The organism is Streptomyces sp. NBC_00670 (assembly GCF_036226765.1).
Lineage (GTDB): Bacteria > Actinomycetota > Actinomycetes > Streptomycetales > Streptomycetaceae > Streptomyces.
This window is the reverse complement of sequence record NZ_CP109017.1, coordinates 1,627,501-1,650,141: the sequence shown is the minus strand read 5'-3', so window position 1 is coordinate 1,650,141 and position 22,641 is coordinate 1,627,501. Positions and strand designations below refer to the sequence as shown.

The 22,641-nt window shown below is 72.7% G+C and carries 23 protein-coding genes (1 of these 23 only partly in view); 13 read left to right on the top strand and 10 right to left on the bottom strand.

The features are described from left to right. The first annotated feature begins 266 nt into the window (after positions 1 to 266). Positions 267 to 971 (top strand): 3-oxoacyl-[acyl-carrier-protein] reductase, encoded by a 705-nt coding sequence (fabG, locus tag OIE12_RS07350; protein WP_030378940.1) that lies wholly within the window; start codon positions 267 to 269, stop codon positions 969 to 971. Positions 972 to 976: 5 nt separating this feature from the next. After that, positions 977 to 1,744 carry an enoyl-ACP reductase FabI gene (gene fabI / locus OIE12_RS07345; protein WP_030378939.1) on the top strand — a complete coding sequence of 256 codons (768 nt, stop codon included), beginning with the start codon at positions 977 to 979 and terminating at the stop codon, positions 1,742 to 1,744. Positions 1,745 to 1,840: 96 nt separating this feature from the next. Here the strand turns inward: fabI and OIE12_RS07340 are convergent, their stop codons facing one another. Next, on the bottom strand, positions 1,841 to 2,533 hold the full coding sequence (locus OIE12_RS07340; RefSeq protein WP_329132957.1) for a FadR/GntR family transcriptional regulator: 693 nt from the start codon (positions 2,531 to 2,533) through the stop codon (positions 1,841 to 1,843). Positions 2,534 to 2,621: 88 nt separating this feature from the next. Between OIE12_RS07340 and OIE12_RS07335 the strand changes: the two genes are divergently transcribed. The 4 genes from OIE12_RS07335 (at position 2,622) to OIE12_RS07320 (ending at position 5,166) form a co-directional block, all read left to right on the top strand. Next, a complete protein-coding gene (locus OIE12_RS07335; protein ID WP_329132955.1) occupies positions 2,622 to 3,950 on the top strand; it encodes a CynX/NimT family MFS transporter in 1,329 nt (442 codons plus the stop codon). A gap of 156 nt (positions 3,951 to 4,106) precedes the next feature. Continuing rightward, a complete protein-coding gene (locus OIE12_RS07330) occupies positions 4,107 to 4,223 on the top strand; it encodes an SGM_5486 family transporter-associated protein (protein WP_106969796.1) in 117 nt (38 codons plus the stop codon). A 159-nt stretch (positions 4,224 to 4,382) separates the two neighbouring features. Continuing rightward, positions 4,383 to 4,592: a hypothetical protein gene (locus OIE12_RS07325; RefSeq protein WP_329132952.1), complete on the top strand. Its 210-nt coding sequence runs from the start codon at positions 4,383 to 4,385 to the stop codon at positions 4,590 to 4,592. Between the two features lie 55 nt (positions 4,593 to 4,647). Then, on the top strand, positions 4,648 to 5,166 hold the full coding sequence (locus OIE12_RS07320; protein ID WP_329132950.1) for a SixA phosphatase family protein: 519 nt from the start codon (positions 4,648 to 4,650) through the stop codon (positions 5,164 to 5,166). A gap of 93 nt (positions 5,167 to 5,259) precedes the next feature. Here OIE12_RS07320 and serB read toward each other — a convergent pair whose 3' ends face one another. Both serB and OIE12_RS07310 read right to left on the bottom strand, forming a co-directional pair. Next, entirely contained in the window at positions 5,260 to 6,471 is a 1,212-nt protein-coding gene (serB, locus tag OIE12_RS07315) for a phosphoserine phosphatase SerB (protein ID WP_329132948.1), read from the bottom strand. Between the two features lie 114 nt (positions 6,472 to 6,585). After that, complete coding sequence (locus OIE12_RS07310; protein WP_443054026.1) at positions 6,586 to 8,529, bottom strand: streptophobe family protein; 1,944 nt, start codon at positions 8,527 to 8,529, stop codon at positions 6,586 to 6,588. A 448-nt stretch (positions 8,530 to 8,977) separates the two neighbouring features. Here OIE12_RS07310 and OIE12_RS07305 point away from each other — a divergent pair, with 448 nt between their 5' ends. Further along, on the top strand, positions 8,978 to 11,518 hold the full coding sequence (locus tag OIE12_RS07305) for an ABC transporter ATP-binding protein/permease (RefSeq protein WP_329132944.1): 2,541 nt from the start codon (positions 8,978 to 8,980) through the stop codon (positions 11,516 to 11,518). Between the two features lie 129 nt (positions 11,519 to 11,647). On the opposite strand, the gene OIE12_RS07300 is transcribed toward OIE12_RS07305, so the two are convergent. From OIE12_RS07300 to OIE12_RS07290, 3 genes are all read right to left on the bottom strand, one after another. After that, entirely contained in the window at positions 11,648 to 12,406 is a 759-nt protein-coding gene (locus OIE12_RS07300) for a transglycosylase SLT domain-containing protein (RefSeq protein ID WP_329132942.1), read from the bottom strand. A gap of 368 nt (positions 12,407 to 12,774) precedes the next feature. Next, complete coding sequence (locus OIE12_RS07295) at positions 12,775 to 13,932, bottom strand: S-adenosylmethionine:tRNA ribosyltransferase-isomerase (RefSeq protein ID WP_329132940.1); 1,158 nt, start codon at positions 13,930 to 13,932, stop codon at positions 12,775 to 12,777. Next, positions 13,929 to 14,624: an SDR family NAD(P)-dependent oxidoreductase gene (locus OIE12_RS07290; RefSeq protein WP_329132938.1), complete on the bottom strand. Its 696-nt coding sequence runs from the start codon at positions 14,622 to 14,624 to the stop codon at positions 13,929 to 13,931. The genes OIE12_RS07295 and OIE12_RS07290 overlap by 4 nt, the downstream gene beginning before the upstream one ends. Before the next feature lie 211 nt (positions 14,625 to 14,835). On the opposite strand from OIE12_RS07290, the gene OIE12_RS07285 reads away from it, so the two are divergent. Both OIE12_RS07285 and OIE12_RS07280 read left to right on the top strand, forming a co-directional pair. Beyond that, positions 14,836 to 15,981: a GAF domain-containing sensor histidine kinase gene (locus tag OIE12_RS07285; protein WP_329132936.1), complete on the top strand. Its 1,146-nt coding sequence runs from the start codon at positions 14,836 to 14,838 to the stop codon at positions 15,979 to 15,981. Next, on the top strand, positions 15,974 to 16,618 hold the full coding sequence (locus OIE12_RS07280) for a response regulator transcription factor (protein ID WP_329132934.1): 645 nt from the start codon (positions 15,974 to 15,976) through the stop codon (positions 16,616 to 16,618). The genes OIE12_RS07285 and OIE12_RS07280 overlap by 8 nt, the downstream gene beginning before the upstream one ends. Before the next feature lie 15 nt (positions 16,619 to 16,633). On the opposite strand, the gene OIE12_RS07275 is transcribed toward OIE12_RS07280, so the two are convergent. Continuing rightward, the gene (locus OIE12_RS07275; RefSeq protein WP_329132932.1) at positions 16,634 to 17,425 is read right to left on the bottom strand and encodes a hypothetical protein; all 792 of its coding nucleotides are present in this window, start codon (positions 17,423 to 17,425) and stop codon (positions 16,634 to 16,636) included. A gap of 168 nt (positions 17,426 to 17,593) precedes the next feature. Here OIE12_RS07275 and OIE12_RS07270 point away from each other — a divergent pair, with 168 nt between their 5' ends. The 3 genes from OIE12_RS07270 to OIE12_RS07260 all read left to right on the top strand — a co-directional run bounded on the left by OIE12_RS07270 (position 17,594) and on the right by OIE12_RS07260 (position 20,016). Then, entirely contained in the window at positions 17,594 to 18,391 is a 798-nt protein-coding gene (locus OIE12_RS07270) for an ABC transporter ATP-binding protein (protein ID WP_329132930.1), read from the top strand. A 99-nt stretch (positions 18,392 to 18,490) separates the two neighbouring features. After that, the gene (locus OIE12_RS07265) at positions 18,491 to 18,922 is read left to right on the top strand and encodes an NfeD family protein (protein ID WP_329132927.1); all 432 of its coding nucleotides are present in this window, start codon (positions 18,491 to 18,493) and stop codon (positions 18,920 to 18,922) included. Between the two features lie 131 nt (positions 18,923 to 19,053). Beyond that, a complete protein-coding gene (locus tag OIE12_RS07260; RefSeq protein ID WP_329132926.1) occupies positions 19,054 to 20,016 on the top strand; it encodes an SPFH domain-containing protein in 963 nt (320 codons plus the stop codon). A gap of 223 nt (positions 20,017 to 20,239) precedes the next feature. Here OIE12_RS07260 and OIE12_RS07255 read toward each other — a convergent pair whose 3' ends face one another. From OIE12_RS07255 to OIE12_RS07245, 3 genes are all read right to left on the bottom strand, one after another. Further along, positions 20,240 to 20,746 carry an HNH endonuclease gene (locus OIE12_RS07255; RefSeq protein ID WP_329132924.1) on the bottom strand — a complete coding sequence of 169 codons (507 nt, stop codon included), beginning with the start codon at positions 20,744 to 20,746 and terminating at the stop codon, positions 20,240 to 20,242. A 190-nt stretch (positions 20,747 to 20,936) separates the two neighbouring features. Next, a complete protein-coding gene (locus OIE12_RS07250; RefSeq protein WP_329132922.1) occupies positions 20,937 to 21,476 on the bottom strand; it encodes a YbhB/YbcL family Raf kinase inhibitor-like protein in 540 nt (179 codons plus the stop codon). A gap of 92 nt (positions 21,477 to 21,568) precedes the next feature. Further along, entirely contained in the window at positions 21,569 to 22,351 is a 783-nt protein-coding gene (locus OIE12_RS07245; RefSeq protein ID WP_329132920.1) for a sporulation protein, read from the bottom strand. Between the two features lie 173 nt (positions 22,352 to 22,524). Between OIE12_RS07245 and OIE12_RS07240 the strand changes: the two genes are divergently transcribed. Further along, positions 22,525 to 22,641 carry the 5' portion of a DNA-3-methyladenine glycosylase gene (locus OIE12_RS07240; protein ID WP_329132918.1) on the top strand. It continues 525 nt past the right edge of the window, so 117 of the gene's 642 nt are visible here — the first part of the coding sequence; it begins with the start codon at positions 22,525 to 22,527; its stop codon lies off the right edge, out of view.

Below are 22,641 nucleotides of genomic sequence, written 5' to 3'. Positions count from 1 at the left end.
CTGTCGTGGGTCTGTCCGCTCCGATGATGTCCTGTCGGCGGGTCCCCGGACCACACCTTTCGACGCCCGTCCAGGCGCGCGGGCAGGTCCCCTTGGCGCTCGCGTCCCGGAGCCCCGTCGGTGGGGCGTTCTGTAGGGATCCGACAGGACGTGCCCCGCGCCACTGTCGGTGCCCGATTGCCTCCGGAAGCGGGCGGACCGATAGGTTTCCTGGTGAAGGCGCCTGTCTCGCAGGGGCTGCAGACCGCTATCGAAAGGGTGATCCGTTGAGCCGCTCGGTTCTCGTCACCGGAGGCAACCGGGGCATCGGCCTCGCCATCGCCCGCGCTTTCGCCGACGCCGGCGACAAGGTCGCGATCACGTACCGCTCGGGTGAGCCGCCCCAGGGGTTCCTGGCCGTCAAGTGCGACATCACCGACCCCGAGCAGGTGGAGCAGGCCTACAAGGAGATCGAGGAGACGCACGGTCCCGTCGAGGTTTTGATCGCCAACGCCGGCGTCAACAAGGACCAGCTGCTGATGCGGATGTCGGAGGAGGACTTCACGTCCGTCGTCGACACCAACCTCACCGGCACCTTCCGGGTCGTCAAGCGCGCCAACCGCGGCATGCTGCGGGCCAAGAAGGGGCGGGTCGTCCTGATCTCCTCCGTCGTCGGCCTGCTCGGCTCCGCGGGGCAGGCGAACTACGCCGCCTCCAAGGCCGCGATGGTCGGCTTCGCGCGCTCCCTCGCCCGTGAGCTGGGCTCGCGCAACATCACCTTCAACGTCGTCGCGCCCGGTTTCGTCGACACCGACATGACCCGGGAGCTCACCGAGGACCAGCAGGCGAAGATCCTCGCGCAGGTGCCGCTCGGCCGGTACGCGCGGACGGAGGAGATCGCCGCGACGGTGCGCTTCCTCGCCTCGGACGACGCCTCGTACATCACTGGAGCCGTCATCCCCGTTGACGGCGGACTGGGAATGGGTCACTGATCACCATGAGCGGAATTCTCGAGGGCAAGCGCGTCCTGATCACCGGTGTGCTGATGGAGTCCTCCATCGCCTTCCACGCCGCCAAGCTGGCCCAGGAGCAGGGTGCGGAGATCATCCTGACCGCGTTCCCGCGCCCCACGCTGACCGAGCGCATCGCCAAGAAGCTGCCGAAGCCCACCAAGGTCGTCGAGCTCGACGTCACCAACGACGAGCACCTCGGCCGGCTCGCCGACATCGTCGGCGAGGAGCTGGGCGGCCTGGACGGCGTCGTGCACTCCATCGGGTTCGCCCCGCAGGACGCCCTCGGCGGCAACTTCCTCAACACCCCGTTCGAGTCCGTCGCCACCGCCATGCACGTCTCGGCGTACTCCCTGAAGTCGCTGACCATGGCCTGCCTGCCGCTGATGCAGAACGGCGGCTCCGTCGTCGGCCTCACCTTCGACGCGCAGTACGCCTGGCCGCAGTACGACTGGATGGGCCCGGCCAAGGCCGCCCTGGAGGCCACCAGCCGCTACCTGGCGCGCGACCTGGGCAAGCAGAACATCCGCTGCAACCTGGTCTCCGCCGGCCCGATCGGCTCCATGGCCGCCAAGTCCATCCCGGGCTTCAGCGACCTGGCCGCCGTCTGGGACAGCCGCTCCCCGCTGGAGTGGGACCTCAAGGACCCGGAGCCGGCCGGCAAGGGCATCGTCGCCCTGCTGAGCGACTGGTTCCCGAAGACCACCGGCGAGATCGTCCACGTCGACGGCGGTCTGCACGCGATCGGCGCCTGAGCCGCCCGCTCCGTACGCGCGGATGCCCCGCCCCCTGCCGGCTCCGGGGGGCGGGGCATCCGCGCGCGGGGTGTGCGTGCGTCCGGTGCCCGCGCGTCAGCCGGCGGACGGCGGCGTGGCCCGCCCCGGGCGGCACATCACCGGGTAGCTCGCCGCCGCGTCCGCCGCGGCCGCCGCGTCCCCGTCCCGCAGCGCGTCGAGCAGCGTGTCGTGGTCCATGTACGTCTCCGGGGTGAGCTCGGTGCCCACGTCGCCGCGCAGCCAGTCCCGCAGCACCTCGCTGAGGTCCGCGTACATCGCCGTCATGACCTCGTTGCCGGACGCGGCCACGACCCCCAGGTGGAACGTCGCGTCGGCCGCCACGAACGCCTCCGGGTCCCCGGACCGCCACGCCTCCTCCCGGCGCACCAGCAGCGTCTCCAACTGCTTCAGATCGCGCTCCGTGCGCCGCTCGGCGGCCAGCCGGGCCGCCGCCGACTCCAGCGCCGAGCGCAGCTCCGCGATGTGACCGGCGTCCGCACCGGCGAACCGGCGGTGCATCACCCCCGCCAGCTCGCTGGTGGCCACGACATACGTGCCCGAGCCCTGGCGGATGTCCAGCAGCCCGTTGTGCGCGAGCGCGCGTACGGCCTCCCGCACCGTGTTGCGCGCGACACCGAGCTGCTCGACCAGCTCCGGCTCGGTCGGGATGCGGGAGCCCACCGGCCACTCGCCCGAGGTGATCTGCGCCCGCAGCGCCGCGATGACCTGCTCGGACAGCGCCGAACGGCGGGGATGACTCAGTGGCATGGCAGACCTCCGGGCGGGCGCCTGGTCACCCCGGGGGCCCGGGACAAGAGTGGACAACCAATCATCCCATGATTCTATGATGGGTGACATGGCCAGCGACAACATCCGCACGACGACCCCCCGCTCCATACCCGGCACGGAGACCGACTCCGCGGCCGGCGGCGGCGCGACCGCGGCGGCCGGCGGCAACCCGGCCGACCCGAAAACGTCCTCCACGCGCGCGTGGGTGATGCGGCTCCTCCCCGTGGGCATCGTCCTGGCCGCCCTCAACCTCCGCCCCGCCGTCACCAGCCTCGGCGCCCTCCTGGAGGAGGTCCGCGACGGCCTCGGCATGAGCGGCAGCGTCGCGGGACTGCTGACCTCGGTGCCCTCCCTGTGCTTCGCCGTCTTCGGCGTCATGGCACCCCGGCTGGCCCGCCGCTTCGGGCTCTCCGCCGTGGTCTGCACCGGCATGGTCGCGATCACCGCCGGACTGCTCATCCGGCCCTACGCGGGGAACACGGTGGGCTTCCTGGCCGCCACCGCCCTCGCCCTCATGGGCATCGCCGTCAGCAACGTCCTGATGCCGGTCCTCGTCAAGCGCTGGTTCCCCGACCGGGTCGGCCCCATGACCGGCCTGTACTCGATGGCCCTCGCGCTCGGCACCTCCCTCGCCGCCGCCGTCACCGTCCCCGTGACCGACGCCCTGGGCGGCGACTGGCACTCCGGGCTCGCCGTGTGGGCCGCGCTCGCCGCGGTCGCCGTCGTGCCCTGGCTGGTGTTGCTGCGCGCCCGCAGCGCCGAACCGGCCGAGCCCGCCCCCGCCGCGCCCCGCATCGGGGGGAGCGGCCTGCGCATCACCCGCAGCCGCATCGCCTGGGCACTGGCCGTCTTCTTCGGGCTCCAGTCGACCGCCGCCTACATCACCATGGGCTGGATGGCGCAGATCTACCGCGACGCCGGCCTCTCCGCCGGCACGGCGGGACTGCTGCTCGCCCTCACCATGGTGATGGGCGTCCCGCTCGCCTTCGTCATCCCCCGGGTGGCCACCCGGCTGCTCCACCAGGGGCCCATCGCCGTCGTCCTCGGCGTCTGCGGCCTCGCCGGGTACGCGGGGCTCTACCTCGCCCCCGCGGGCGGTGCCTGGGCCTGGGCGTTCCTGCTCGGCATCTCCAACTGCGCGTTCCCGCTCGCGCTGACCATGGTCGGCATGCGGGCCCGCACCGGCGCGGGCGTGGCCCAGCTGTCCGCCTTCGCGCAGAGCACCGGGTACCTCATCTCGATCCCCGGGCCGCTCCTGGTCGGCGTCCTCTACCAGCACTCCGGCGGCTGGGGGCAGCCCTTGGCGCTGATGGCCGTCCTGATGGTCCCGCAGATCCTCGTCGGCATCCTGGCCGGCCGCAACCGCACGGTGGAGGACGAGGCGGCGGCACGCTGACGCGGCCTTGCGCCAGGACGGCACGGCACGGCTGGGGCTCCGGCGCCAGGGCGGGCACGGCCGACGCGGGGTGGCCGTCGCGCTGCCGCGCGGGGACGGGCACGGCCGACGCCCCCGCACGAGGGCGGGCGCGAGGGAAGTGCGAGACTTGTCCCCATGCCCGTCCTCGAACCGAATCCGCAGAACGGCCAGAAGAAGATGCTGCTCGTCTTCGGCGCGTTCCTCGCCATCCTCGTGGTCATCGCCGTCATCGCGACGATCGCCGCGCCCTGACCCCACCTCGCGGGGTGGGGCTGGCCCCCCTGTCCCCTAGGGGGCGAGTGTCAGGGTCAAGTGGGTGGATCACCGGATGGGCCCGGCCCCTCCGACTCCGTACCTTCGAATCGTGACCGCGCACCGCGGCCACGACGACACGGAGACCCTGGAGGCGTCATGCCGGCCCCCGCGCACACCCCGCCCCACCCGGCGTCCACGGGTGGTGTCGACATCCGGCTCCCCTGGTGGGCGCTGGCCCTGCCGATCCTGGCCTTCCTCACGCTGCTGACCCTCATACTCAACCCCGCCCACGCGGGCACGGCCGGTGCGGACACCGGGCTCACCCACGTCGTCGAACACGCGGCGCAGCTGATCCACCACGCGTAGGCGGCTCGGCCAACTCCCTGAGCCCACCGGCCTGTTTCGTGCGAAGCTGGGACACATGAGCGTCGCAGAACCCCGCAGGATCGTCCTCCTCCGCCATGCGAAGGCCGACTGGCCCCAGGTCGCCGACCACGAGCGCCCGCTCGCCGACCGGGGACGCAAGGACGCCCCCGTCGCCGGCCGCCGGCTGGCCGACTCGGGCATCGCCTTCGACCTGGCCCTCTGCTCCACCTCGACCCGGACCCGGGAGACCTGGAAGCTCGCCGTGCACGAGCTGCCGCACCGGCCGAAAACCGTCTACGAGGAGCGGGTCTACGATGCCTCGCCCGGCGAACTGATCGCCGTGCTCAACGAAACCCCCGACGACGTCCGCAACCTCGTCCTCATCGGCCACAACCCCGGCGTCCAGGGCGCCGCCGAGGTCCTCTCGGGCCGGTCCGACCCCGGGGCCCGCGACCGCATGACCCGCCGTGGCTTCCCCGCCGCCGCGTTCGCCGTCCTCACCTTCGACGGCCCCTGGAAGACCCTGGAACCCGGCGCGGCCGCGCTCGACGACTACTGGGCCCCCACGGAGTAACCACCTCCGCCGTCGCGTCCCTGGCCCTCCCACAGGGGGACCAGGGCCCTACCCCGGTGCCAGGGCCCCGCCCCGGCGAGCAGGCGCCCGCGGTTACAGGGAGTCGTCCTGCGTGTCCGCCGCCTCGACCTCTTCCCGGGTGACCCCCAGCAGATACAGCACCGTGTCCAGGAAGGGGAAGTTCACCGCCGCGTGCGCGGCCTCCCGCACCACCGGCTTCGCGTTGAACGCCACGCCCAGCCCCGCCGCGTTCAACATGTCCAGATCATTCGCACCGTCGCCGATCGCCACCGTCTGCGACAGCGGCACCCCCGCCTCCGCGGCGAACCGGCGCAGCAGCCGCGCCTTGCCCGCCCGGTCGACTATCTCCCCGGTGACCCGCCCGGTCAGATGGCCGTCGACGATCTCCAGGGTGTTGGCCTGGGCGAAGTCCAGTCCGAGCCGCTCCCGCAGATCGTCGGTGACCTGGGTGAAGCCGCCGGAGACGACCCCGACCTGGTAGCCGAGCCGCTTCAGCGTACGGATCAGCGTGCGCGCCCCCGGGGTGAGCCGCACCTCGCTGCGCACCTTGTCCACCACGGACGCGTCGAGCCCCTTCAGCAGCGCGACCCGCGCGTGCAGCGACTGCGCGAAGTCGAGCTCGCCCCGCATCGCGGCGGCGGTGACCTCGGCGACCTCGGCCTCGCACCCCGCGTGCGCGGCGAAGAGCTCGATGACCTCGTCCTGGATGAGCGTGGAGTCCACGTCCATGACCACCAGCCGCTGCGCCCGCCGGTGCAGCCCGGCCGAGACGACGGCGACATCGACACCGAGTGCCGCGGCCCCGGTCGCCAGCGCGGTCCGCAGGGGCTCGGTCTCGACGCCGGAGACGGCGAACTCCACCGCCGTCACGGGGTACTTGGCGAGCCGGAAGATGCGGTCGATGTTGCCGCCCGTCCCGGAGATCCACGCGGCGATCGCCGCCGTGGCCTCCGCGGTGAGCGGATGGCCGAGCACCGTGACCAGGGAGCGCCCCGAGCCGCGCGGACGGTTGTCGCCCGTGCCGGAGATGATCTCCGCCTGCATCTTCATCGACTCCGCCCAGCTGTGGACGGTGGCCCGCAGATCACCCTCTGTCCCGGCGGTGGGCTGCGTCACGAGCGCGCAGAGCACCATGCGGCCACGGGTGACGACCTGCTCGATGTCGACCACGTCGACGGAGTAGGCGGCGAGGGTGTCGAACAGCCCGGCCGTCATGCCGGGGCGGTCCTTGCCGAAGATCTTGACAAGGAGAGTGGGCGTGTCGGTGGTGTGCGATGCGCTCATGGTGTTTCCACCGTATCCGGCACGCAGTGCCCCGCGCCCGCGCGGTCCGCCTGACGGACACGGAACAGTGGGCGACGGCCCGCTGAACCGGCCGTGGATCACAGGCGAACGTTCTCACCCCCGCTCGGTCCGCCGTCCGCGGGGCGGTTCCGGCGGCGGTTCCGGCGGTGCCCCCGGGCGCGCCCCCGGAGGGCGTCCCGGCGGCGGTGGGGGCGCGACGGGCCGGGGCGGCACCGTCGGCCGCGGGGGCACCCTCGGCCCCGGTGGCCGGGCCGGGGGAGGGGGTGCCAGGGGCCCCACGACCGTGGGCGCCCCGTGCACACCCGGCGCCGGTCCCTCGAACCCGGGCGGCCGTGCGTCCTCCGGTTCCGGCACACCGCCCTCGCCGTCCGGCTTCCGCGCATACGGGCCGGCGCCGGTGTCGGGGTCCGGCGCCCAGGGGGACACGGCCGGCCGATGGGGGCCGGTGGCCCCGCGCAGCCGCACGGTTCCGCCCGGCGGCACGGCCCCGCGCAACAGCGCGCCCCGCTCGGACGGCGCGCCCTCCTCGGACAGCGCGGCACCCGGCGGCGCACCCCCCGGCACAGCTCCCCGCCCCGCCGCCCCGAACCCCCACGCCAGCAGCGCGCCCGCCGCCCCCGCCCCCGCGCCCCACGCCGCGCCCAGCAGCAGTGCCGTACCGAGGTGTCCGTGCAGCACCATCCCCGCCCCGAACGTGTCGAAGCCGAGCACCGACAGCGAGGCGTCCACCGACACGTCCGTCAGCCGGGCCAGCAAGGGCAGTGCCAGCGCCGTCACGGCCCCCAGCCGCAGCGCGCAGCGCCACGCGAAGCCGAACGGACCCGGCTCTCGTACGCCAGGACCACCCACCCCCGGGCCGCGCCCGGCAGCGCCCCCTCCCCCAGCCGTCGTACCCGCCACCCCGGCCGACGGCACGGCGTACGCCGTCGAAGGTGGTGTCCGTACCGCCGTCAACACCCCGGCCAGCAGCATCATCAGCGCCGCCGCCACCCCCAACAGCCACACCCGCCCGTCCAGTTCGGCCAGCCGCCGCAGGGTGACGGGCTCGGCGGACCCCGTGCTCAGCAGACGGTTCACGGGGTCGGGCAGGAGCTGCGCGAGCGCCCCCGTGGCCCTGCCGTCCCACGGGACGAACAGACCGATCGGCACACCCATCCACACCCCGTTGGGCGCGCCCAGCAGTGCCGCGCCCGCGATCCGCCTCGGGTGCGGGTCGCCGACCGCCGCGTACGCCGCCGCCGCGAGGCCCGCCGCCACCGCCGTCAGCACCACCGTCACCAGCGCGGACACGGCCGGCCGCACCACCCGGTGCACGACGTCCCAGCCGTACGGCAGCGGGGTCCGGCGGGAGGCGAGCAGCGCGATCAGCAGCACCCCGGCCGCCCACACGGCACCGCCCAGCAGCGTGGGCCCCGTGTCGACGGTGAACCCGACCGCGGCCCTGGCACGCACGAGGTCGCCGATCCGGTCCGGCAACAGCCCACCGAGATCCCCCAGGTCGCCCAGGTCCCCGAGATCCCCCAGGCCACCCAGTCCGGGTATCTCCGGACCACCGGCCCCCGAACCGCCCGACCCCGTCCCCATGCCCGGCAGTGAGTCGAGCCCCAGCGCGCCCCCGTCGATGGTGACGACATCGTGTCCCGCCCAGGCCAGTCCGCCCAGCACCGCCACGAACAGCACGACCACCGCCCCGGCCCGCGCGAGGAGTTCACCCGGCGTCGGCACAACTCCCGCCGCGCGCAGGGACCGCAGGAAGAACCAGGACAGCAGCAGCGCGCCGACCAGCCCGACACCCAGCGGCGTGATCTGCAGCGCGGTCGTCGCCTCGGTCCCCTTCAGCCCGAACACCGAGACGTCACCGGCGGGTTCGACCGATCCGCCCGCGCCGAGCGCCACCACCGCCGCGGTCATCGGCCCCAGCGAGGCCGTCGAGTCCGCCTCCAGCAGATGCAGTCCGAGCGCGGCGGTGCCCGCCATCCCGACGACCGCCCAGCCGACGCACGCGAGCGCGGCGAGCAGGACGTCCCGCCACGGCACGCGTCGGCCACGCACCCCAATTCCCGGGCCACCCGCACCGCTTCCCGGGCCACCCGCCCCGCCCCCGGGGCCACGCACCCCGGCCCCCGCTCCGTACCCGGCCCGTTCGGCCGGCCCAGCATCCATGGCAGATCCCCCGATCCGCGTCTCCCGCGTCGCGGCGCACCCGTCGTCACGTGCCCCGGTACGTGCCCGGCCCGGCGGATGTCCCCCTCGCGTGGTTTACCACTTTCCGGACCGGTTTCAACCCCCGGCGGCGGCAAAGACACCCGCACGTGCGAAGCCGCCGTACGCCGCCGCCGTACGCCGCCTACGCCGCCGTACACGGTCTTCACAAGGCCCGACTTTCGGTCAGGGGTGCCCGCCTGAAATAGTTCCCCACGATGTTCGACATCCCTAGACTCCCCGCGACGGGGGTAATTCGGGGGACAACTCAGTGGGGCATGGAGTGCCAGAACTCGTACTGGAAACAAATGGACGGACCTGGACGCTCGACCCGTCCAGGTCATACACCCTCGGCCGCGATCCGCAGGGGGACATCGTGTTCGACGACGCCAGGGTCTCCTGGCGGCACGGCACGATCGCCTTCGACGGCCGCGGCTGGGTGCTGGAGGACCACGGCAGCACCAACGGCACGTTCGCGCGGGGGCAACGGGTGGACCGCGTGGAGCTCGCCTCCGGCACGGCCGTCAACCTGGGCAACGCGACCGACGGACCGCGGCTGACCCTGTCCGCCGCCGAGGCCGCCGTCGCCGCCCCGCAGGCGGGGCCCCAGCAGCAGCCGTACGCCGCCCAGGGCGCGGGCCCCGGCTGGGGACAGCAGGCACCCGGCGGCCACGCGCAGCAGGCCGCCCCGCCCGTCCCGCAGCAGCCGCAGATCCCGCAGCAGCAGAACCACGGCCCCGCCGGGAGCCCACCGCAGCCGGGCCCGGGCAACGGCGTGGGGGCGGCGTCGCACTACGGCGACCGCAGCCCCACCACGTTCCACCAGTTCTCGATAGGCCGTGTGATGCGCATCGGCCGTGCCCTGGAGAACGACCTGGTCGTCTCCGACCTCCAGGTCTCCCGCAACCACGCCGAGTTCCACGCCACGCCCGACGGCCGCCTGGAGATCCGCGACCTCGGCTCGCACAACGGCACGTTCGTCAACGGCCACCCGGTCCCCAAGGGCGGCTCGGTCCAGCTCGGCCCGGCCGACATCGTCGGCGTCGGCCACTCGACGTTCCGGATCGTCGGCGACCGGCTCGAGGAGTTCGTCGACACCGGTGAGGTCTCCTTCTCCGCCCGGCACCTGACCGTCACGGTCGACGGCGGCAAGCAGATCCTGCGCGACGTCTCCTTCGGCGTCCCCGAGAAGTCGCTGATCGCGGTGATCGGACCCTCCGGTTCCGGCAAGTCGACGCTGCTCAAGGCGCTCACCGGTTACCGCCCCGCCAACCAGGGCGACGTCCTCTACGACAACCGGAACCTGTACAAGCAGTTCGCCGAGCTGCGCCAGCGCATCGGTCTCGTGCCGCAGGACGACATCCTGCACAAGGAGCTGTCCGTCAAGCGGGCCCTGAAGTACGCGGCCAAACTGCGCTTCCCCGCCGACACCACGCGCGCCGAGCGCCAGGCCCGCATCGACGAGGTGCTGCGCGAGCTCAAGCTCGACATCCACAAGGACAAGAAGGTCAGCTCCCTCTCCGGCGGCCAGCGCAAGCGCGTCTCCGTCGCCCTGGAGCTGCTCACCAAGCCGTCGCTGATCTTCCTGGACGAGCCGACCTCCGGCCTCGACCCGGGCATGGACCGCGACGTCATGCAGCTGCTGCGCGGCCTCGCCGACGACGGCCGCACCGTCCTCGTCGTCACCCACTCGGTGGCCGAGCTGGCGATCTGCGACAAGCTCCTGGTGATGGCCCCCGGCGGCTCGGTCGCCTACTTCGGGCCCCCCGAGGAGGCGCTGAACTTCTTCGGCTACGACTCCTGGGCCGACGTCTTCTCCGCCTTCGAGAACTACCGCGACTACGACTGGGCGGGCCGCTGGAAGGGCTCGCAGCACTACCAGATGTACGCGGCCGACATCGACGCGGTGGCGCCGCAGTCGGTGCACATGCCGCCGCCGCAGGCGATCAGGCCGCCCAAGCCGCAGGGCTGGACGTCCCAGCTCGTCACACTGATCCGGCGCTATGTCTCGGTCATCGCCTCCGACAAGGGCTTCCTCGCGCTGACGGTGATCCTGCCCGCGGTGCTCGGCGCGGTCAGCCTGCTGATCGACTCGGACAAGGGACTGCTGGTCAACCGGGTCAATCGGCAGACCGGCGTGCCCTTCCCGAACGGCACGGCCACCACGGTCCTGCTGATCCTCGCCGTCGGCGCCTGTTTCGCGGGCGCCGCCAACTCCGTCCGCGAGCTGATCAAGGAACGGGTCATCTACGAGCGGGAACGCGCGACGGGACTGTCCCGGTCGGCGTACCTGATGTCCAAGGTGGTCGTCCTCGGCGCCGTCACGGTGCTGCAGGGCCTGCTGGTCGGCCTGATCGGCTTCTCCAGCCGTGAGATCCCCGGGCAGGGCCTCGTCCTCAAGAGCAACACCCTGTTCGAGCTGTGCCTGCCGATCATGGCGCTCGGCTTCGCTTCCATGATGTTCGGCCTGGTCATCTCCTCCCTGGTGAAGACGGCGGAGAAGACCATGCCGCTGCTGGTCATGTTCGCCATCGTCCAGGTGGTGTTCACCGGCTGCCTGTTCACCCTGCACGGCACGGTCGGCGTCAACGAGTTCTCGTACCTGATGCCGTCCCGCTGGGCGGTGGCCGCCGCCGGCACGACGCTGGACTTCAACAACATCGCGCCCAACACCGACGACCCGACCAGCACCGACCCGCTGTGGAACCACGAGGTCTCCGCCTGGGGCATGGACATGGCTGCGCTGCTCGTCCTCGGTGTGGTCTGTGGCTTCTTCGTGGCCCGCTTCCTGCGCCGCCACGAGCCGGAGGTCATGCGCAAGTAGCGTCCGCTCCGGCGTGCGTGCCCGCGCGTCCGGCTCGAACGCACGCCCGCGCGCGTACGGCGAAGGGCGGCACCCCCGTCGGTGGGGTGCCGCCCTTCGCCTTGTCCCGTCGCCGGGCCGGGGCCCGCCTCAGTACGCGCTGTCGACGTTGTCCATCGAGCCGTAGCGGTGCGCCGCGTAGTTGCAGGCGGCCGTGATGTTGGCGACCGGGTCGTAGATGTTCCACGACGTGCCGGCCACGTGGTACGCCTCGAAGGTCGGCGGGATGACCTGCAGCAGCCCCTTGGAGGGGATGCCGTTGACGGCGTTGATGTCCCAGTCGTTGATGGCGTGCGGGTTGCCCGAGGACTCCCGCATGATGTTGCGGTGCAGACCGCTGTAGGAGCCCGGGATGCCGTGCTTGTGCATGATGTCCAGCGACTGGCGGATCCAGCCGTCCAGGTTGTTCGCGTACGACTTCCCCGCGGGGGCCGAGGGGCGGTGCGCGGAACGGCTCGCCGAGCCGTCGCCGCCGCGGCTGTGCGCGGCCTTGGCCGCCGCCTGCTTCCCGGCCTCGCGGGCCGCGTCCTGCCGGGCCTCGGCGGCGTCCCGCTTCTTGGCGGCCGCGTCGTCGGCGGCCTGCCTCTTCGCCTCGATGGCCTCGGCCTTCAGCCGCTGGCCCGCCATCTGGTCGGTGACGCGCACCTTGACGTCCTCGATCCGGTGGGTGCTGTAGCTCACCGGGGCGGAGGAGGTGGCGGCCTCGTCGGTCGTGGTGGTGGTCTGCGCGCTGCTCGGAGCGGCGGAGATCGCGAGGGCGGCTGCACCGAGCGCGGCGACACCGGCGATGCCGGCGCGATGGGACGTGGCCAGGGCGCGGCCGCGAAGCAAGGCGGTGTACTTGGGCATGGGTGGATGGACCTCTTCGAATAGCGCGGAGGTCGCTCCCGGGCCGGGGACGGACAAGGGATGTTTCCGGTCCGGACGCCGTGGGTAGAACGGGCGGCGCCGAGCGACGGGAGCAATTCTTAGCTGCCGCAAAAACGCCAGGCAAAGGTGTGACGTACGATCCCCGGTAGTGGACACAGGAACGACAAAGCGGGGCAGATCGCCCGATCCGCCCCGCTCAAGAGCCCTTTCCGTTCCTCCTAATCCGCTTCGTACGTGATGTGCGCCCTATGCGCGGGCTCACACGGGCTCCACCCTTCTCTCACGGTTGGTTGCGAGAGCAATGCGCTGCGTGAGGACCGGTACCACCCGCGGAACCCGTTCGTCCGCTACCTCAGCAGAAGGTGCGTGTCCCCGAACTCGTGCCACAGATAGCGGCCCGCCAGCGCCGCCTCGTATCCCCGCTCGATCGCCTCCCGGCCCGCGACCGCCTCCAGCATCAGCAGGTGCGAGGCCTCCGGCTCGTGCAGCCCGGTCAGCAGCCCGTCCACCACCCGCACCCCCCGCTCGGGCGTCACCACCAGGTCCGTCCACCCGGCACGCGCGCGTACGACCCCGTCCGCGCCGGCGGCGGACTCCACCGCCCGCACCGCGGTCGTCCCCACCGCCACCACCCGGCCGCCCCCCGCCCGGGCCGCGTTGACCAGCCGCGCCGAGGCCTCCGGCACCGCGAACCGCTCCGGGTACGGCGGCTCGTGCGCCTCCTGCGACGCCACCCCGGTGTGCAGCGTGAGCGGCGCGAACTGCACGCCCCGGCTCACCAGCTCCGCCACGAGGCCCGGCGTGAAGGGCCGCGCCGCGCTCGGCATCTCCGCGCTGCCCGCCCCGTCGGCGTACGGCAGCGCGAACACCGTCTGGTACGCCGAGAGCGGCTGGTCCCGCTCCGTGTACGCGTAACGGATGGGACGGCCGTGCCGGCGCAGCAGCGCGGAGAGGTCGGGAACGCCCGAGGGGCGCACGCCACGCACCTGCGCGGTGGGCGTGTCCCGCCAGATGGGCCGCGCCCACCACAGCCGCTCGCTCCCGCCCGGCAACGGCTCCTCCAGGACCAGCCGCACCCCCTCCGGCAGCTCCACCGGCGCGCCCGCGGGCCCTTCCGCCGGTCGCCCGCCACCACCCTTCCCATGAGCGCTTCGCGCACTGCCCCATTGACGCGCGCGCGTGGTGCCCCGTCCGTCCGGTTCCCGCAGCTCCACCGCCCAGCGCCCGTCGTCGCCCCGCGTGGAGAAATGCACCACCACGCGCGCGTGCCCGACGCTTCCGTCCACCGCGGCGGCCAGCGTGGGGGAGGTGTTCACGAGCAGCAGGTCCCCGGCGCGCAGCAGCCCCGGCAGCTCCCGGAACGCGTGGTGCGCCACCTCCGTGCCGCGCGACACCAGCAGCCGTACGGCGTCCCGGCCGCGCCCAGGGCCGCGCTGTTCCGCCGGCACGCGGGCCGACAGCTCCTCGGGCACCGTCCACGCGCGCCCGCGCGCGTGCACCTTCATCGCCCCTCCACCAGGGCCGGCGCACGGTAGCGGCCGCTCGGCGGCCGTTCGTCCAGCAACCGCAGGAACGCGGGCGCCACGCTCTCCGGGGCCGGCCGCGGAGCGTCGTCGTCCGGTACGGCCGCCGCGTACAGGTCGGTCGCCATGTCCCCGGGGTCCACCGCCCACACCCGCAGCCCCGGCTCCTCCACGCCCAGCACCGCCGCCAGGTGGTCGAGCGCCGCTTTGGAGGCCCCGTACCCGCCCCACGTCCCGTACGTCTCCACCGCCGCGTCCGAGCTGACGGCGACCACCGCGCCCGCCGGCGACTCCCGCAGCAGCGGCAGCGCCTCCCGCACCAGAGCGTGCGCCGCCACCACGTTCACCTCGAGGGCCCGGCGCAGCCCCTCCGGCGCCAGCTCGGCCAGCGGCACCAGCGGCTCGGCGCCCAGCGCGCTCGCGTTGTGCACCACCAGGTCGACGCCGCCCAGCTCCCGGGCGCGCGCCACCAGCTCCGTACGGTGCCCGGCGTCCGTGACGTCCCCCGGCACCGCCGCCACCCGCGTCCCGTACGCCGCCAGACCGCCCGCCGCCCCGGCCAGCGGCCCCGGATCCCGCGCGTCGAGGACCAGGTCCCAGCCCCGTTCGGCAAGGGCCGCGCCGAGCGCCCGCCCCAGCCCCTTGGAAGCCCCCGTGATGATCGCTACCGGCATGCCCGTCCGTCCCCTCGTCCACCGCCGCCGACCACCGGCGACGCCCCCAACGTAGGAACGCGCCCGCACCCGCCGCCTCGGACAGGAGATCCAGCCCGGCGGGGCCCTTCGGCCTACGTCCCCGGGCCCTCCGCCCTACGCCCGCGGCCCCGGTCCGCACCCCGCCACCGGACCGATCCCCGCTGTCGGTGCCCCCCGGTACCGTGAGGTCATGAGTTCCGGACCCACGTCGGGCCTGGCCGCGGTGAGTTCCGCGCTGCTGGCCATGAGCAGGCACCTGGAGGTGCGCGACGTCCTGAAGACGATCGTCGCCTCCGCCCGCGAACTGCTCGACGCCGAGTACGCGGCCCTGGGCGTCCCCGACGACCACGGGGGCTTCGCCCAGTTCGTCGTCGACGGCGTCAGCGACGCCCAGTGGAAGGCCATCGGCCCGCTCCCGCGCCAGCACGGCATCCTCGCCGCCATGCTCAGCGAGGCCACCCCGCAGCGCCTCGCCGACGTCCGCACGGACCCCCGCTTCGAGGGCTGGCCCGCCGCCCACCCCGAGATGTCCGACTTCCTCGGCCTGCCCGTCCGCGACGGCGACGAGGTCATCGCCGCCCTCTTCCTCGCCAACAAGAGGTGCCCCGGACCCGCCGGCGGCTGCGGCTTCACCGAGGAGGACGAGCAACTGCTCGGCATCCTCGCCCAGCACGCCGCCATCGCCCTCACCAACGCCCGCCTCTACGAGCGCAGCCGCGAACTGACCATCGCCGAGGAACGCTCCCGCCTCGCCCACGAACTGCACGACGCCGTCAGCCAGAAACTGTTCTCCCTGCGTCTGACCGCCCAGGCCGCCGCCGCCCTCGTCGGCCGCGACCCCGCCCGCGCCCGGGGCGAGATGCGGCAGGTCGCCGCGCTCGCCGCCGAGGCCGCCGACGAACTGCGCGCCGCCGTCGTCGAACTGCGCCCCGCCGCTCTGGACGAGGACGGCCTCGTCGCCACCCTGCGCACCCAGACACAGGTCCTCGACCGCGCCCACACCGCCCGCGTGACGTTCACCGGCAAGGGGGTGCGCGCCCTGCCCGCAGCCCAGGAGGAGGCCCTCCTGCGCGTCGCCCAGGAGGCCCTGCACAACGCGCTGCGGCACTCCGGCGCCGCCCGCGTGGACGTCACCCTCGAACGCCGCGGCCCCGGCGCGGTCCTGCGCGTCACGGACGACGGCACCGGCTTCGACCCCCGCACGGTGCGCCGGGCCGGACGCCACCTCGGACTGGTCTCCATGCGCGACCGGGCCGGCGGTGTCGGCGGCACCCTCACCGTGGAATCCGCGCCCGGCAAGGGCACCACGATCGAGATGGAGGTCCCCGGTGGCTGAGGCGATCAGGGTGCTGCTCGTCGACGACCACCAGGTCGTCCGCCGAGGCCTGCGCACCTTCCTGGAGGTGCAGGACGACATCGAGGTCGTCGGCGAGGCGTCCGACGGCGCCGAAGGGGTCGACCGGGCCGAGGAACTGCGGCCCGACGTCATCCTCATGGACGTCAAGATGCCGGGCGTCGACGGCATCGACGCGCTGCGCAGACTCCGCGAACTCGACCACCCCGCGCGCGTGCTCGTCGTCACCAGCTTCACCGAACAGCGCACGGTCGTCCCCGCCCTGCGCGCGGGCGCCGCCGGATACGTCTACAAGGACATCGACCCCGACGCCCTGGCCGGCGCCATCCGCTCCGTGCACGCCGGGCACATCCTGCTCCAGCCCGAGGTCGCGGGCGCGCTCCTCTCCCAGGAGGACACCGGCCCGGCCCAGGGCAGGGCCGGCACGCTCACCGAACGGGAACGCGAGGTGCTCGGGCTGATCGCCGACGGCCGCTCCAACCGCGAGATCGCCCGCGCACTCGTCCTCTCCGAGAAGACGGTCAAGACGCACGTCTCGAACATCCTGATGAAACTCGACCTCTCCGACCGCACCCAGGCCGCCCTGTGGGCGGTACGCCACGGGGTGGTCGGGGCATAGCGGCCAGCCGTACCGCTACCGCACCCCCCGCTCCCGCTCCTCCACGACGGAGTTGTACGCCGCGACCCGCGCCCGCCGTGCCGTCCGCTCCACCGGCCGCAACGCCTCCCCCCGCGCGGCCATCTCGGACGCCGTCACCGCACCGCCGTGCCCGCTGTCGTACGCCACCGACACCAGCAGCCCCACCCGCCCCGCGAGCTCCAGCACCCGCACCGCCCGCGGCGGATAACCCGGCGCCAGCACCTCGCGGTCGCCGCCCTCCGCCCGGGCCCGGTACGCGTCCACCGCCGCCTCCGCCACCGGCCCCGACCCGGCGACGTCAAGCCGCGACAGCACCTCCGTCGCCTCCCGCAGCGCCTCCGCCAGCTCCCGCTCGGCCTCCCCGAGCGAGGGCACGTCGGCCGGCGGCGCCTCCCGCACCGGCAGACAGTGCCAGACCACCTCGACGTGCACATCACCCGCGGGCCCGGCCTCGCGCACCTCCGGCACCAGGCCGAACGCCGCCCCGTGGCACACCACGGCCTCCTCCGCCTCCAGCGCCCGCGCGTTGAACTCCGGCGGTCCGCTCAGCCCCAGCGGATGCCCCGGCACCGGCAGCGCCACCCGCAGCCCGGTCACCCCCAGCGCGCGCAGCCGCCCCAGCGCCAGCGACAGCCCGACGGGCCCGGACTCACCCGGCAGCCCCTCGACCCGGTGCACGGCGTCCTCCCCGACCACCGCCGACACCGCGTCGTCCGGCGACACATTCCCGGCAAGAAGGGCATTTCCCCATGCGGCCAACCGTCCTGAGCGTGGTTCCGTGAGCATGCCCCCACCCTAAGGACCGGACCGATGGAACAGCCCGGCCGACCAGTGGCGTAGATTTCCTGAAGGACTGCGCCCACAGGCGCGGCGGGCCGTGCCGACCGGTGCGCGCCCGGCGTGGGCGGCAGCCGAGACCGGCCGACACTGCTGCAATGGGGAGACAACGCGCTCATGAGCGATGTTCTGGAACTTCAGGACGTATCCGTGGTCCGCGAGGGCCGGGCCCTCGCGGACCAGGTCTCCTGGTCGGTCAAGGAGGGCGAGCGCTGGGTCATCCTCGGCCCCAACGGCGCCGGCAAGACCACCCTCCTCAACGTCGCCTCCAGCTACCTCTACCCCAGCAAGGGCACCGTCAGCATCCTCGGCGAGACCCTCGGCCGCCCCGGCACCGACGTCTTCGAACTGCGCCCCCGCATCGGCGTGGCCGGCATCGCCCTCGCCGAGAAGCTCCCCAAGCGCCAGACCGTCCTGCAGACCGTGCTGACCGCCGCCTACGGCATGACGGCCGGCTGGCAGGAGGAGTACGAGGACATCGACGAGCAGCGCGCCCGCGCCTTCCTCGACCGCCTCGGCATGAGCGACTACCTCGAACGCCGCTTCGGCACCCTCTCCGAGGGCGAGCGTAAGCGCACCCTCATCGCCCGCGCCCTGATGACCGACCCCGAGCTGCTCCTCCTCGACGAGCCCGCCGCCGGCCTCGACCTCGGCGGCCGCGAGGACCTCGTCCGCCGCCTCGGCCGGCTCGCCCGCGACCCGATCGCCCCCTCCATGATCATGGTCACCCACCACGTCGAGGAAATCGCCCCCGGCTTCACCCACGTCCTGATGATCCGTCAGGGCAAGGTGCTCGCCGCCGGCCCCCTGGAGCTCGAACTCACCTCCCGCAACCTCTCCCACTGCTTCGGCCTCCCGCTCGTCGTCGAGCAGGCCGGCGACCGCTGGACCGCCCGCGGCCTGCCCATGAGCTGACGCCCACTCGGGCTCCGCGCCGGACCACCCCGAACGAGCCCTGCGGTGGACCGAACTGCGCCCTGTCCGACTCCCGGGCGCGGTCCTACCATTGACCATGTGAACGACATCGACGCATGGGTGTGGTGGCTCGTCGGCGCGGCCGCGCTCGGAATCCCCCTCGTCGTCACCGCGATGCCCGAGTTCGGCATGCTCGCCGTCGGCGCGGTCGCCGCCGCGGTCACGGCCGGCCTCGGCGGCGGCGTCGTGGCCCAGGTGCTGGTCTTCGTCATCGTCTCGGTGGCCCTCATCGCCGTGGTCCGGCCCCTCGCCAACCGGCACGCCCGGCAACGGCCCCAGCACGCCACCGGAATCGACGCCCTCAAGGGCAGACAGGCCGTCGTCCTCGAACGGGTCGACGGCGAGGGCGGCCGGATCAAACTCGCCGGCGAGGTCTGGTCCGCCCGCGCGCTCGACTCAGGACAGGCCTACGACGTGGGCCAGTCCGTGGACGTCGTCGACATCGAGGGAGCGACGGCGATCATCATGTGACCTCGGACGACGCAACTCGACGGAACGCCTCCCAGTGCGGACGACGGTCTGTCAGACTCGACCAGCAAGATCTTCGACAACCATAAGATCTGCCGTAAGAGCCGAGGCGGAGAAGGGTACGGGGAACGACGATGGAACCGGTCATCATCGTCCTGATCATTCTGGTGGTGTTGGTCTTCATCGCCCTGATCAAGACGATTCAGGTCATCCCGCAGGCGAGCGCGGCCATCGTCGAGCGTTTCGGCCGCTACACACGCACACTGAACGCCGGCCTCAACATCGTGGTCCCGTTCATCGACTCCATCCGCAACCGCATCGACCTGCGCGAACAGGTCGTGCCGTTCCCGCCGCAGCCGGTGATCACCCAGGACAACCTGGTCGTCAACATCGACACCGTCATCTACTACCAGGTGACCGACGCCCGCGCCGCGACGTACGAGGTCGCCAGCTACATCCAGGCGATCGAACAGCTCACCGTCACCACGCTGCGCAACATCATCGGCGGCATGGACCTGGAGCGGACGCTGACCTCCCGCGAGGAGATCAACGCGGCCCTGCGCGGCGTCCTCGACGAGGCCACCGGCAAGTGGGGCATCCGCGTCAACCGCGTCGAGCTCAAGGCCATCGAGCCGCCGACCTCCATCCAGGACTCGATGGAGAAGCAGATGCGCGCCGACCGTGACAAGCGCGCCGCGATCCTCACCGCGGAGGGCATCCGCCAGTCCCAGATCCTCACGGCGGAGGGCGAGAAGCAGTCCGCCATCCTGCGCGCCGAGGGCGAGGCCAAGGCCGCCGCCCTGCGCGCCGAGGGCGAGGCCCAGGCCATCCGTACGGTCTTCGAGTCCATCCACGCCGGAGATCCCGACCAGAAGCTGCTCTCCTACCAGTACCTGCAGATGCTCCCGAAGATCGCCGAGGGCGACGCCAACAAGCTCTGGATCGTCCCCAGCGAGATCGGCGACGCCCTCAAGGGCCTCTCCGGCGCCATCGGCAACTTCGGCCCGATGCCCAGCGGCGGCTCCAACGGCGGCTCGACCCCACCGTCCCCCCGCACCCCCAACGACGACCGCCGCGAACGCCCGTCGATCGACTAGGCCGACAGCCCCGCGCTCGTCCCGTCGGGCGGCGCGGGGCGGGGTCGATCTGCGGCTCCGCCGCGCGGGCGCGAGCACTCACCGTGCGTCAGGGGCGCGGGGAACTGCGCGACCAGCCACGAACTGCTCGCAGCTCAAAACGCACAGCCACCCCCCGATCAAGGGGCGCGGGGAACTGCGCGAAGTCCCACCCCCGGGCGCCTCCCCAGGCAAACAGCCACTGTTACGCCGCAGTCGGCGACAGCCACCCCGGCAAGGAATCGAAGTCGTCCCGCCCCAAAGCCAACAACATCGCATCCGCCGGCGTCGGCTCGAACGGCGCCGTCAGCAACGGCATCCCCGCCTGCTCCGGCGTCCGGTCCGCCTTGCGGTGATTGTCCTCCGCGCACGAGGCCACCGTGTTCAGCCACGTGTCCCCGCCACCACGCGACCGCGGCACCACGTGGTCCACGGTCGTCGCGCGCCCCCCGCAGTACGCGCACCGGTGCCGGTCCCGGACCAGCACCCCCCTCCGCGACCACGGCGCTTGTCTTCGGAACGGCACCCGCACATACCTGCACAACCGGATCACCCGCGGCGCCGGTATGTCCACCAGCGCGCCCCGCATGCGCAGTTCGGGGTGGGCCTGCTCGACGACGGCCTTGGCCTGCAGCACCAGGACGACGGCCCGGTTCAGGGTCACCGTCGACAACGGCTCGAAGCTCGCGTTGAGTACCAGCGTGTCACGCATCCAGCCCACCTCCTGTGCGCTCCGGCCCACCCCCCTGGCGGGCTGGATCAACTCTGGCCGGGCACGCCGAGATGGACAACGCAATAAAAAAGTGCCCGCCCCTGATCAATTCCAAGACCAGGGGCGGGCAAACGTTCCATGAACGAGGGACGGAACCACGGACGGAACGCGCGAGGAACGACGGGCGGCCTCAGCCCTCGCCCGGCACCTCGTACTCACCCACCAACTGCGCACGCCCCACCGTGTGGAACCGCAGATTGAACCCGACGACGGCGGGCGACGCGTCCGAGTCCGGGCCCAGCTTCTCCTGGTCCACGGCGTACACCGTGAACACATACCGGTGCGGTCCGTCTCCCGGCGGCGGCGCGGCCCCGCCGAAGTCCTTCGTCCCATAGTCGTTGCGCGCGTGGACCGCGCCCTCGGGCAGCCCCTCGAAGGAGCCACCGCCCGCGCCCACCGGCAACTCGGTCACCGAGGCGGGGATGTCGAACAGCACCCAGTGCCAGAACCCGCTCCCCGTCGGGGCGTCCGGGTCGTAGCACGTCACGGCGAAGCTCTTGGTCTCCGGCGGGAACCCCTCCCAGCGCAGCTGCGGAGAGGTGTTCCCGGCGGCCTGGACCTGAGCATCCTTCAACGCCGCACCTTCCACGACGTCCTCACTCGTCACCGTGAACGACGGCACGGGCGGATGGAAGTCGTGCGGAAGCGGCGGCCTCTTGCCCTCGGTCACCTCGGCACCTCCAGGTCGATCGGTATCGGCCCGCAGGCCGCGCGCCCTCGGCGCACGACCGCGGAATATCGTCACCCTCCGACCCTAGATCCCTAGAACCAGTTGCGCTTGCTGCCGACCTCGGACACCCACTGGTGGAGGTACGCCGACCAGTCGGTGGCGTGGAAGTCGTGCAGCCCCACCTTGAACGCGCGGTAGGTGTCGCTGCCCTCGCTGAACAGCCCCGGCTTCTTGTCCATCTCCAGCACGACGTCCATCTCGTGGTCGTCCGCGACGAAGCTCAACTCGACCTGGTTCAGCCCCCGGTACTGCTGCGGCGGGTAGAACTCGATCTCCTGGTAGAACGGCAGCCGCTGCCGCGTACCGCGGATGTGCCCGCGCTCCATGTCCGCGTCCTTGAAGCGGAAACCCAGCTGGATGAACGCGTCCAGGATCGCCTTCTGCGCCGGCAGCGGGTGCACGTTGACCGGGTCCAGGTCACTGGAGTCGACGGCCCGGGCGATCTGCAGCTCCGTGCTCACCCCGATGTGCATGCCGCGCAGCGACTGCCCGTCGATCATCGTGACCGGCGTCTCCCAGGGAATTTCGAGCCCGAACGGCACCGCGTGCACCGCGCCCGCCTTCAGCTCGAAGGCACCGCCCAGCCGCTGCTGGGCGAACTCGATGTTCTGCTTGTACTCCTGGTCGCCGCTCTCCACCTCGACCTTGGCCTGGAGACCGACCGACAGCCCCTCGATCTGCTGGTCGACGGACCCGCCCTGGATCCGCACCTCGCCCTGGACGACGCCGCCCGGAACCACGTTCTCCTCGGTCAGCACGGTCTCGACCGAAGCACCGCCGGCCCCCAGGCTCGCGAGCAGCTTCTTGAACGCCATGTCTCTCCCTCTCCAGGCCGCCCTTCGCGGCGGCTCCCGCTTTCGTACATACGCGATCCGACCACGGCCGGTTCCGCGCCCCCACCCTTCCAAGCCGCGGCATGCTTGACCAGCCCTTGACGACGGCCCCACCCCGCCCGCGCCCCCGGCCGCCTGGACTACGCTCGTACGACATGATCGCGACGCCCGACCGTACGCCCCTGCCCAGGCCGTTCTTCGACCGGTCCGTACTGGAGGTCGCCCCCGACCTCCTCGGCCGCGTCATCGTCCGCAGCACCCCCGACGGTCCG